The 11034-nt window shown below is 71.7% G+C and carries 8 protein-coding genes and 1 pseudogene; 5 read left to right on the forward strand and 4 right to left on the reverse strand.

Annotation, left to right across the window (positions count from 1 at the left end):
* Nucleotides 1–56: 56 nt before the first annotated feature.
* A complete protein-coding gene (gene ligA, locus CSR00_RS11780) occupies nt 57–2105 on the forward strand; it encodes an NAD-dependent DNA ligase LigA (protein WP_245905959.1) in 2049 nt (682 codons plus the stop codon).
* Between the two features lie 5 nt (nt 2106–2110).
* Here ligA and CSR00_RS11785 read toward each other — a convergent pair whose 3' ends face one another.
* Both CSR00_RS11785 and CSR00_RS11790 read right to left on the reverse strand, forming a co-directional pair.
* Nucleotides 2111–2779: an ACT domain-containing protein gene (locus tag CSR00_RS11785; RefSeq protein WP_328514704.1), complete on the reverse strand. Its 669-nt coding sequence runs from the start codon at nt 2777–2779 to the stop codon at nt 2111–2113.
* A 65-nt stretch (nt 2780–2844) separates the two neighbouring features.
* A complete protein-coding gene (locus tag CSR00_RS11790; protein WP_141564342.1) occupies nt 2845–4617 on the reverse strand; it encodes a hypothetical protein in 1773 nt (590 codons plus the stop codon).
* Between the two features lie 38 nt (nt 4618–4655).
* On the opposite strand from CSR00_RS11790, the gene gatC reads away from it, so the two are divergent.
* Genes gatC through CSR00_RS11805 form a run of 3 tightly spaced genes read left to right on the forward strand, consistent with a single transcriptional unit; the run spans nt 4656 to nt 7486 of the window.
* Nucleotides 4656–4955, forward strand: a complete 300-nt coding sequence (gene gatC, locus CSR00_RS11795) for an Asp-tRNA(Asn)/Glu-tRNA(Gln) amidotransferase subunit GatC (protein ID WP_099022599.1) — start codon at nt 4656–4658, stop codon at nt 4953–4955.
* Entirely contained in the window at nt 4952–6436 is a 1485-nt protein-coding gene (gene gatA, locus CSR00_RS11800) for an Asp-tRNA(Asn)/Glu-tRNA(Gln) amidotransferase subunit GatA (RefSeq protein WP_099022588.1), read from the forward strand. Before gatC ends, gatA begins: the two co-directional genes overlap by 4 nt.
* A gap of 18 nt (nt 6437–6454) precedes the next feature.
* Nucleotides 6455–7486, forward strand: coding sequence for an ATP-dependent 6-phosphofructokinase (locus tag CSR00_RS11805; protein WP_099022589.1), 1032 nt, complete (start codon nt 6455–6457; stop codon nt 7484–7486).
* Here the strand turns inward: CSR00_RS11805 and CSR00_RS11810 are convergent.
* Complete coding sequence (locus tag CSR00_RS11810) at nt 7483–8904, reverse strand: multicopper oxidase family protein (protein ID WP_099022590.1); 1422 nt, start codon at nt 8902–8904, stop codon at nt 7483–7485. The genes CSR00_RS11805 and CSR00_RS11810 overlap by 4 nt on opposite strands.
* A 75-nt stretch (nt 8905–8979) precedes the next feature.
* Here CSR00_RS11810 and gatB point away from each other — a divergent pair, with 75 nt between their 5' ends.
* On the forward strand, nt 8980–10491 hold the full coding sequence (gatB, locus tag CSR00_RS11815) for an Asp-tRNA(Asn)/Glu-tRNA(Gln) amidotransferase subunit GatB (RefSeq protein ID WP_099022591.1): 1512 nt from the start codon (nt 8980–8982) through the stop codon (nt 10489–10491).
* A gap of 10 nt (nt 10492–10501) precedes the next feature.
* Here the strand turns inward: gatB and CSR00_RS30655 are convergent.
* Nucleotides 10502–11034: pseudogene (locus CSR00_RS30655) on the reverse strand (hypothetical protein); the annotation flags it as partial.

Raw genomic sequence — 11034 nt, forward strand, 5'->3', positions numbered from 1 at the left:
CGGAGACGGAGTCGACCACGGGGTCGGAGACGGAGTCGGCCGCGGGGGAGGCCGACCTGCGTCGCCAGTGGCAGGAACTGGCCGACGAGGTGCGCGAACACCAGTTCCGCTACTACGTGCGGGATGCGCCGGTCATCACCGACGCCGAGTTCGACGCGATGCTGCGGCGCCTGGCCGACCTCGAACGGCGCCACCCCGAACTGCGCACACCGGACTCGCCCACCCAGCTCGTCGGTGGCGCCGGCTTCGCCACCGACTTCACCCCGGCCGAGCATCTGGAGCGAATGCTCAGCCTCGACAATGTCTTCAACCGTGACGAGCTGGAGGCGTGGACCGGTCGGCTGCGCGCCGAGATCGGCGCCGACGAGCATTTTCTGTGTGAGCTGAAGATCGACGGCGTCGCGCTGGCGTTGGTCTACCGTGACGGGCGCCTGGAGCGCGCCGCCACCCGCGGCGACGGGCGCACCGGGGAGGACGTCACGCTCAACGCCCGCACGATCGAGGACGTCCCGGAGCGCCTGACCGGTACCGACGAGTACCCGCTGCCCGCGCTGCTGGAGGTGCGCGGCGAGGTGTTCTTCCGGGTCTCGGACTTCGAGGCGCTCAACGCCAGCCTGGTCGAGGAGGGCAAACCCCCGTTCGCCAACCCGCGCAACAGCGCGGCGGGGTCGCTGCGGCAGAAGAATCCGGCCGTCACCGCACGGCGGCGGCTGCGGATGATCTGTCACGGGCTCGGCCACGCCGACGGGTTCTTCCCGGCCACCCTGCACGACGCCTATCTCGCGCTCAAGGCATGGGGCCTCCCGGTCTCGGAGCACACCACGCGGGTGAAGGGCGTCGCGGCCATCGAGGACCGCATCGACTACTGGGGCGAGCACCGCCACGACGTCGAACACGAAATCGACGGTGTCGTGGTCAAGGTCGACGAGATGACGCTGCAGCGCCGGCTCGGGTCGACCTCCCGCGCGCCGCGCTGGGCGATTGCCTACAAGTATCCGCCCGAGGAGGCGCAGACCACGCTCCTCGACATCCGGGTCAACGTCGGGCGCACCGGTCGGGTCACCCCGTTCGCCTACATGGAACCGGTGAAGATCGCCGGATCCACGGTGGGCCTGGCCACGCTGCACAACGCCTCGGAGGTCAAACGCAAGGGCGTCCTGATCGGCGACACCGTCGTCATCCGCAAGGCCGGCGACGTCATCCCCGAGGTGCTCGGCCCGGTGGTGGACCTGCGCGACGGCACCGAACGCGAATTCGTGATGCCCACCCACTGCCCGGAGTGCGGCAGCGTGCTGGCCCCGGCCAAGGAGGGTGACGCCGACATCCGCTGCCCGAATGCACGTTCGTGTCCGGCACAGCTGCGCGAGCGGGTGTTTCACATGGCCGGCCGGGGCGCCTTCGACATCGAGGGCCTCGGTTATGAGGCCGCCACCGCGCTGCTGCAGGCCGGGGTGATCGGCGACGAGGGCGACCTGTTCACTCTCACCTCGGCGGATCTGTTGAGCACCGACCTGTTCCGCACGAAGGCCGGCGAGCTGTCGGCCAACGGCGCGCGACTGCTCCAGAATCTGTCCACGGCCAAGGAACAACCGCTGTGGCGGGTGTTGGTGGCGCTGTCGATCCGCCACGTCGGCCCCACCGCGGCGCGGGCCCTGGCCACCGAATTCGGCAGCCTGCAGGCCATCGAGGCCGCCTCCGAGGAGCAACTGGCCTCGGTGGAGGGGGTCGGGCCGACCATCGCCGCCGCCGTCATCGAGTGGTTCACCGTGGACTGGCACCGCGCGATCGTCGACAAGTGGCGCGCGGCCGGCGTGCGGATGGCCGACGAGCGCGACACCTCGGTGGCGCGCACCCTTGAGGGGCTGACCGTCGTCGTCACCGGGTCACTGACCGGGTTCTCCCGCGACGGTGCCAAGGAGGCGATCATCACCCGCGGCGGCAAGGCCTCCGGATCGGTGTCGAAGAAGACCGACTACGTGGTGGCCGGGGACTCCCCGGGCTCCAAGTACGACAAGGCGGTCGAACTCGGGGTGCCGGTACTCGACGAGGACGGCTTCGCGCGGTTGCTCGAACACGGGCCCGACACGGCCGACTCGGCGGAATAGCCGGGTCAGCGCAGGATGGTCGCCACGATCCCGGCCAGATAACCCAGCCGCGCCACCTCCGACGGCCGGAAATCCGGTCCTCCCGGGCGGCCCAGCATCACCGCCGTCGTGGTGTCGCCCAGCGGGGCGGCCGCCAACGTCGTGTCCATGTCGCGCCACACCCGGGGCACCCAGTCGGCACCGGCGTCGAGGGTGCAGGCGTATTCCAGGGGCAACCAGGGCGCCGCGTCGGCCTCGGTCTCCGGGGCCGACGGGCTGCCCACGACGCGGCGGGGGCCCGATTCGTGCAGGGCCACCACCGTGCACCAGCCCACGCGCAGCACCCTCGGAGATTCGTCGGCGAGCACCTGCAGCATGGCGAGCTTGTCGTCGGCCGCGGCGATGTGGTCGATCAGCTCCAGCTCGCGGTGGGCCTCCAGCAACCCGGTGTGCGGTCGGATCGAATCGACCCGCACCCCGTGGAGGGCTTCGGCGGCGGTGATCAACATGTCCGGCATGGCCCCGGGCGGCAGCTCGACCACCAGGTCGTCGATCGCGTAGCCGGAGGCCCGCTCGACCACATCCAGCGACAGAATGTCCGCGCCCACCGAGCCCAACGCCACCGCGAGCGACCCGAGGCTACCGGGCCGATCGTCCAGCCGGACCCGCAGCAGATACGAAGGCACGCGCAACACTGTGTCATAGGCCGACACGCCGGGCATGCCGGGCCGCACCGCTTCGGTACCGGTCGAGCGCCGCGTCAGCGTCGCAGGTAGCCCGTACACGGCGCCGACCGGCAGCGGAAGACCGGCTCGTAGAGTTCGGGATGGCGCCTGGCGGCCCGGCCCGCGGCTGTGTCGTCGCCGACGATCAGCAGCCCGGCCTCGGGTGCGGTGACGATCGCCTCGACCTCCGCCGCGGTGGCGTCGCCGGGGACGAACACCGCCCGGTGCGACAGATCCGGCGGCCACGCCAGGTAGGGCAGTTCGGCGCCCCCGTCCACCACCGTGACCTGGCCGGGCTGCAGCCGGGCCTGCGCGTCGAGGTAGTCCAGCGGTGGGCCGGAGGCGCCCACGGCGCGGAGGCGTTCGGCGGGTGACATCCCCGGATAGTCGCGTAGCGGGGGGCCCTCGCCGGTCAGCCCGGGAAAGGCGATAACCAGGTTCGACGCGGCGATCACCGTCAGCACACCCAGGACGATGCGCTGCCCGAGCGTGCCCGCCCGGCGCAGCACGGGCGCGGCCAATGCCAGCGTCAGCCCGGCGAAGGCCAGAACGTAGCGCGCCACCGCCGGTTCGGGTGTGACCAGCGTCGCGACCGCGCACACGGCCAGCGCCACCGAACGGCCGCGCACCGCGGTGAACACCGCGAAGGGCAGCGCGATCAGGAACAGCAGCCCGAGACCCCCGATGCGCATGTCGAACACCGGCAGCGGCGGCTGGATCGTCGACCAGGATTCGGCGACCCGCGACACCACGTTGCCGTGCGTGCGGGGGGCGGCCGCGCCCGAGTTCAACAACCCCGACATCGGCTGCGGGCCGGGCAGCGTCAGCGGGCCGATCTCCACCCGCACCGGCCACACCGGATTCCCGTGGCGCACCACGTTGGCGAGATAGCTGTGCGCGCCGAGCAGCAGCGCGATCGGCCAGGCCGCCACCGCGGCCGCGCGGTGCCCCGCACGCCACCCCAGCACCGTCAGCACCACCAGGAGCAGGGCGGCCGCGGGCGGGGCCTGGGGCTTGGAGCCGAGGAACAACCCGATCGCCACCGCGGCCAGCAGAATTCGGCTGCGGTCGCGGGCGGTGAGCACGAAGGCGATGGCGGCCAGCGCCAGCGCTGCCGAGGCGACGTCGGTGTAGTTGGTGGGCAGCTGCAGGAAGACCGCGGGCAGCGTCAGCCACGCCGCGCCGGCGGCCACCGCGTGATCCGGGCGGGCGTCCTGCTCACGGGCGATCGCCGCGATCGCCGCCGCACCGAGCAGGCCGAACGGCAGATGGGCCAGCTCGACCAGGCCGTCATCGGGCAGCAGCGCGCGCCACGCGGTGAACACCCACTCGACGGTGTGCGGATAGGTCGACACGTAGGGCACATCGGCCGGGACGTCGGCCAGCGTGCCGTTCTGCAGCAACAGGTTGACGTAGGGCAGGTGATAACCCAGCGCGTCCCACTGCCAGACCGGCAGGTAGTAGGCCGCCACGACGGCCAGCGCCACCGCCACACCGGCGACCGCGAGCAGCGGGGCGGTGGCCAGGCTGACCGCCGGGCGCACCGGCAGCCGCCACGGGCAGCCCCGCACCCGCACCGCCACCGCGGCGGCGACCGCGCCCACCGCGAGCCCGGCCAGCAGGGTGGCGCGGCCCAGCCAGCCGGCCGCGGCCAGCCCCAGCACCACCAGCGCCACATACGCCACGGCCAGCACCGAGCCGGCGAGCAGCCGGTCGAAACCGCCCGCTCCCGCCAGCGCGAGGGCACCCAGACACACCACCAGGACGGTCAGCAGAAGCGCGCCGACCGCCAGCAGGACCCACGCCACCACAGCAGCGTTCCACGCTGGCGATAGGCTTGGCGACCGTGTCGCAGATCTCCCGAGACGACGTGGCCCATCTGGCGCGGCTGGCGCGGTTGGCCCTGACCGATGACGAGCTGGACAGCTTCTCCGGCCAGCTCGACGCCATCCTCGACCACGTCAGCCGTATCCAGGCCGTCGACGTCACCGATGTCGAACCCACCGACAACCCGCTCAAGGACGTCAACGTCACCCGTCCCGACGATGTCGTGCCCAGCCTGTCCCAGCAGCAGGCCCTCGCCGCGGCGCCGCGCGCCGAGGAGGGCCGGTTCGCCGTGCCGCAGATCCTCGGGGAGAGCCAGTGAGCGACCTGATCCGCCTGTCCGCCGCCGAGCTGGCGGCCAAGATCGCCGCCAGGGAGGTCTCCTCGGTCGAGGTCACCCAGGCCTGCCTGGATCAGATCGAGCGCACCGACGCCGACTACCACGCCTTCCTGCACGTCGCCGGGGACCGGGCGCTGGCCAGCGCCGCCGAGGTGGACCGGCAGATCGGTTCCGGCGCCGAACCGCCGTCGCCGCTGGCCGGGGTGCCGCTGGCGCTCAAGGACGTGTTCACCACCACCGACATGCCCACCACCTGCGGGTCCAAGATCCTGGAGGACTGGCAGTCGCCCTACGACGCCACCGTCACCGCCCGGCTGCGGTCGGCGGGAATCCCGATCCTGGGCAAGACCAACATGGACGAGTTCGCCATGGGCTCCTCCACGGAGAACTCCGCCTACGGGCCCACCCGCAACCCCTGGGACACCGACCGGGTGCCCGGGGGTTCCGGCGGCGGCAGCGCGGCCGCGCTGGCCGCCTTCCAGGCCCCGCTGGCCATCGGCAGCGACACCGGCGGCTCGATCCGCCAGCCGGCGGCGCTGACGGCCACCGTGGGGGTCAAGCCGACCTACGGCACCGTCTCCCGGTACGGCCTCATCGCGTGCGCGTCGTCGCTGGACCAGGGCGGGCCGTGCGCGCGCACGGTCCTCGACACCGCACTGTTACACCAGGTCATCGCCGGCCATGACCCGCGCGATTCGACATCGGTGGACGCCGCGGTCCCCGACGTCGTCGCGGCGGCCAGGGCCGGCGCGGCCGGTGATCTGCGCGGTGTCCGCGTCGGTGTGGTCAGTCAGCTGCACCGCGGCGAGGGGTATCAGCCCGGAGTGCTGGCCTCGTTCAACGACGCCGTCGAACAGCTGCGCGAGCTCGGCGCCGAGGTGGTCGAGGTGGACTGCCCCTACATCGACCATTCGATGGCCGCCTACTACCTGATCCTGCCCTCGGAGGTGTCGAGCAACCTGGCGCGCTTCGATGCCATGCGCTACGGATTGCGCGTCGGCGACGACGGCACCCACAGTGCCGAGGAGGTGATGGCGCTGACCCGTGCCGCCGGCTTCGGTCCGGAGGTCAAGCGGCGCATCATGATCGGCACGTACGCACTGTCGGCCGGTTACTACGACGCCTACTACAACCAGGCGCAGAAGGTGCGCACCCTGATCGCGCGCGATCTCGACCGGGCCTATGAATCGGTCGACGTGCTGGTGAGTCCGGCCACCCCGACCACGGCGTTCCGGCTGGGGGAGAAGGTCGACGACCCACTGGCGATGTACCTGTTCGATCTGTGCACGCTGCCGCTGAACCTGGCCGGGCACTGCGGGATGTCGGTGCCGTCGGGGCTGGCGCCCGACGACAAACTGCCCGTCGGCCTGCAGATCATGGCGCCGGCGCTGGCCGACGAGCGGCTCTACCGGGTGGGTGCCGCCTACGAGGCGGCCCGGGGACCGCTGCCGAGCGCCGTCTGAGCGGGCAGGATAGGCCACATGCGGATTGGGGTTCTCACCGGAGGTGGCGACTGTCCCGGCCTGAACGCGGTGATCCGGGCGGTGGTGCGCACCTGTGACACCCGGTACGGGTCGACGGTGGTGGGGTTTCAGGACGGCTGGCGCGGGCTGCTGGAGGACCGCCGGGTCCAGCTGCGCAACGACGACCGCAACGACCGGTTGCTGGCCAAGGGCGGCACCATGCTGGGTACCGCGCGGGTCAATCCGGACAAGCTGCGCGCCGGGCTCGACGACATCAAGCAGACCCTGGAGGACAACGGGATCGACGCGCTGATCCCGATCGGCGGCGAGGGCACGCTGACCGCGGCGCACTGGCTCTCCGAGGAGGGCGTGCCGGTGGTCGGCGTGCCCAAGACCATCGACAACGACATCGACTGCACCGATGTGACATTCGGCCACGACACCGCGCTGCAGATCGCCACCGAGGCGATCGACCGGCTGCACAGCACCGCCGAATCGCACCAGCGGGTGATGCTGGTCGAGGTGATGGGACGGCATGCCGGGTGGATCGCCCTGAACGCCGGGCTGGCCTCCGGCGCGCACATGACGGTGATCCCCGAGCAGCCGTTCGACGTCGAGGAGGTGTGCCGGCTGGTCAAGAAACGCTTCCAGCACGGCGCCTCCCACTTCATCTGCGTGGTGGCCGAGGGCGCCAAACCCGCGGAGGGGTCGATGGAGCTGCGCAAGGGCGGCACCGACGAGTTCGGTCACGAGCGCTTCACGGGCGTGGCCCAGCAGCTGGCGCTGGAGGTGGAGAAGCGGATCAAGAAGGAGGTGCGCGTCACCGTCCTGGGCCACGTGCAGCGCGGTGGCACGCCCACCGCCCACGACCGGGTGCTGGCCACGCGCTTCGGGGTCAACGCCGCCGACGCGGTGCACGCCGGCGAGTACGGGATGATGGTGTCGCTGCGCGGCGAGGAGGTCGGCCGGGTGCCGCTGGCCGACGCGGTGCGGCAGCTGAAGCTGGTTCCGCCGTGGCGGTACGACGACGCCGCGGCGTTCTTCGGTTAACCGGTGTAGCGCAGGTAGGTCGCCATCCCGGCCTCGAGGTGATATTCGTTGTGGCAGTGGGTGATCCACTGGCCCGGGTTGTCAGTCTCGATGTCGACCACGACGGTCTGCAGCGGGGCGACGAGCACGGTGTCCTTGCGGGCCCGTGGTCCGTCGGGGCTCTGCACCTCGAAGGTGTGCCCGTGCAGGTGCATCGGGTGGACCATCTTCGACTCGTTGATGTAACGCAGGCGGACCCGCTGCCCGGGGGCGACGGGCATGCCACCGTCGGTGGGGTCGTAGGCCCGGCCGTTGATCAGCCAGTTGTAGCCGTCGACCGGGCCGGACAGTTTCAGGTCGAGGATCTCGTCGGGCTGCGCCGAGGGCAGTGTCACCGCGGGGGTGGGCCGCAGCGCCGCGGTGTCCAGCGGGGCCTGGCGCCGTAGCGCGGCGACGAACCCGTCGACGTCGACGCGGCTGGGTTTGCCGGCCACCCGCAGGTTGACCTGGGCGTGGCCCTTCTTGGCGTACGGGGCCGCGACGAGCGGCGCCGAGTCCTCGCCGATGGTGATCACGGCGTCGAAACGTTCGCCCATGCCCAGCACCACCGAATCGGCCTGCTGGGCCACCACCGGAAAGCCGTCGGTGTGGGTCACCCGCATCGTGGTGTTCGGCATGCCGACCCGGAAGATGGTGTCGGCACCGGCGTTGATGACCCGCAACCGCACCCGGTCGCCGGGGCGATAGTCGGCCACCTGCGCGTCGGCGGGAACCCGTCCGTTGGCGATGAAGTACGGGTAGGTGACGTCGCCGCCGTCCTCGCCGAACGGCATCGCCGGGGTCATCTGCAGCGGGCCGCCCATCGGCGCCATGCCGGTCTTGCGCAGCTTGGCGTAGACCTCGTCGGGGTTGGTCCCGGTGCCGTCGATCCAGTCGTCGAGCACCACCACGAGCTCCTCGTCGTAGGCCACGGGCTCGTCGGGGTCCTCGATGGCGATCGCGGCGTAGAGCCCGCGGTCCAGCTGCGAGCCGACGTGCGGGTGGGCCCAGTAGGTGCCCGCGTCGGGGACCGTGAACTCGTACAGGAAGTCCCGGCCCGGTGTGACCGCCTGCTGGGTCAGGACCGGAACCCCGTCCATGTCGTTGGGGATCGCCAGCCCATGCCAGTGAATGGTGGTGTCCTGGGGCAGGTTGTTGGTCAGCCGGGCCCGCAGGGTCTGGCCCTTCTTCAGCCGGATCTCCTGGGCGGGGACCTGGTCACCCCAGGTCCAGGTCTGCACCACCACACCGCCGAGGTCGATCTCGGACTGCACGGCATTGATGGTCAGGTCCAGGGCGGCCGGCGCCGTGCCGCCGCGGCTACAGCCCGCCGCGATGCCGGTGGCGCCCACCAGGCCGAGGCCGGCGGCCTGCAGGAATCGACGGCGGTCGATCGTCATGGCAATGATTCTGGCACCCGCGGGGGCCGGGCGGTCACCGTTCGCCCGTTGTGTGCACGCACCTAAGATCGGGGCATGACCATTGCGGCCGGTGCGGAACTGCTCGACTACGACGACGTCATCGCCAGGTACGACCCGGTGCTGGGTCTGGAGGTGCACGTCGAGCTGTCCACCGCGACGAAGATGTTCTGCGGGTGCGCCACCACGTTCGGCGCCGAACCCAACACCCAGGTGTGCCCGGTGTGCCTGGGGCTGCCCGGCTCACTGCCGGTGCTCAACGAGGCGGCCGTGGAGTCGGCGATCCGCATCGGACTGGCCCTGAACTGCGAGATCGTCGACTGGTGCCGTTTCGCGCGGAAGAACTACTTCTACCCGGACATGCCGAAGAACTACCAGATCAGCCAGTACGACGAGCCGATCGCGATCAACGGCTACCTCGAGGTGCCGCTGGAGGACGGCAGCACCTGGCGGGTCGAGATCGAACGCGCCCACATGGAGGAGGACACCGGCAAGTCGCTGCACATCGGCAGCGACACCGGCCGTATCGCGGGTGCCACCGAGTCGCTGCTGGACTACAACCGGGCCGGGGTGCCGCTGATCGAGATCGTCACCAAACCCATCGTCGGCGCCGGGGCCGGGGCCCCGCAGGTCGCGCGCGCGTACGTGACGGCGCTGCGGGATCTGCTGCGGGCGCTGGGGGTGTCCGATGTGCGCATGGACCAGGGGTCGATGCGCTGCGACTCCAACGTCTCGCTGATGCCGAAGGGGGCCTCGGAGTTCGGCACCCGGTCGGAGACCAAGAACGTCAACTCGCTCAAAAGCGTCGAGGTGGCCGTGCAGTACGAGATGCGCAGGCAGGCCGCGGTGCTGGGGTCCGGGGGCACCGTCACGCAGGAGACCCGCCACTTTCACGAGGACGGCTACACCAGCCCGGGGCGGACCAAGGAGACCGCCGAGGACTACCGCTACTTCCCCGAGCCCGATCTGGAGCCGGTGGCGCCCAGCCGTGACCTGGTGGACCGGCTGCGCGCGACCATCCCGGAGTTGCCGTGGCTGACCCGCAAGAGGATTCAGCAGGACTGGGGCATCTCCGACGAGGTGATGCGCGACCTGGTCAACGCCGGCGCCGTCGAGCTGGTGGCCGCCACCGTCGAAGCGGGCGCCCCCAGCGAGTCCGCCCGCGCCTGGTGGGGGAACTTCCTGGTGCAGAAGGCCAATGAGGCCGGTGTCGGACTCGACCGGCTGGCGATCACACCGGCGCAGGTGGCGGCCGTCGTCAAACTGGTCGAGGAGGGCAAGCTGTCCAACAAGCTCGCCCGGCAGGTGGTCGAGGGCGTGCTGGCCGGCGAGGGCGAACCCGAGCAGGTGATGACCGACCGCGGGCTGGCCCTGGTCCGCGACGACTCGTTGATGCAGTCCGCCGTCGACGAGGCCCTGGCCGCCAATCCCGATGTGGCCGAGAAGATCCGGGGCGGCAAGGTTCAGGCGGCCGGTGCGATCGTGGGGGCGGTGATGAAGGCCACCAAGGGCCAGGCCGACGCCGCGCGGGTCCGCGAGCTGGTGCTCGCCGCGTGCGGGCAGTCCTGACGGCGCGCGGCTAATCGAATTCCGCGCCGCCGGCCTCGTCGGGGTCGCGGACCTCGGGCCGCGGTGACGCCTGGCCCGCGTGGCCGGCCGGTGCCGACCATGCGGTGCCCTCGCAGACCAGGTCGTGGGGGATCGGCACGTCCGCCGGCAGCAGCGCCGGCAGGCTCGACAGCGGTGTGCTCGCCGGGGCGGGCACCTCGGCCGGTGCGGCGGGCGCCGCGACGGGCGCGGGAACCGGTGCGACGGGTGCCGTGACCGGCGGCGCCGGCGGCGCGACCGCCGGAACCGCGTCGGGAGCGGGAATCACCGGCACCGGAATCGCGGCCGGGACGGGCGCGGCAGCCGGGACCGGGACCACGGGCACCGGGGCGGGTGCGGCGGCCGGCGCCGCGGCCGCCTGAACCAGCGGCGCCGCGGCGGGCGGGGCTTCCACCGGTGCCGCGACGGGTGGCGCGGCCTCCACGGCGGGCGGAGCCGCCAATGGAGCAGGGGCGGGCGGAGCCGCCAATGGAGCAGGGGCGGGCGGAGCCGCCGGTGGAGCAG

It is taken from the genome of Mycolicibacterium palauense (genome assembly GCF_002592005.1).
GTDB lineage: Bacteria > Actinomycetota > Actinomycetes > Mycobacteriales > Mycobacteriaceae > Mycobacterium > Mycobacterium palauense.

Coding starts and splice junctions, on each gene's coding strand:
- gatB (WP_099022591.1), top strand. CDS start 8,980: ATGACCATTGCGGCCGGTGCGGAACTGCTCGACTACGACGACGTCATC.
- CSR00_RS11805 (WP_099022589.1), top strand. CDS start 6,455: ATGCGGATTGGGGTTCTCACCGGAGGTGGCGACTGTCCCGGCCTGAAC.
- CSR00_RS11810 (WP_099022590.1), bottom strand. CDS start 8,904: ATGACGATCGACCGCCGTCGATTCCTGCAGGCCGCCGGCCTCGGCCTG.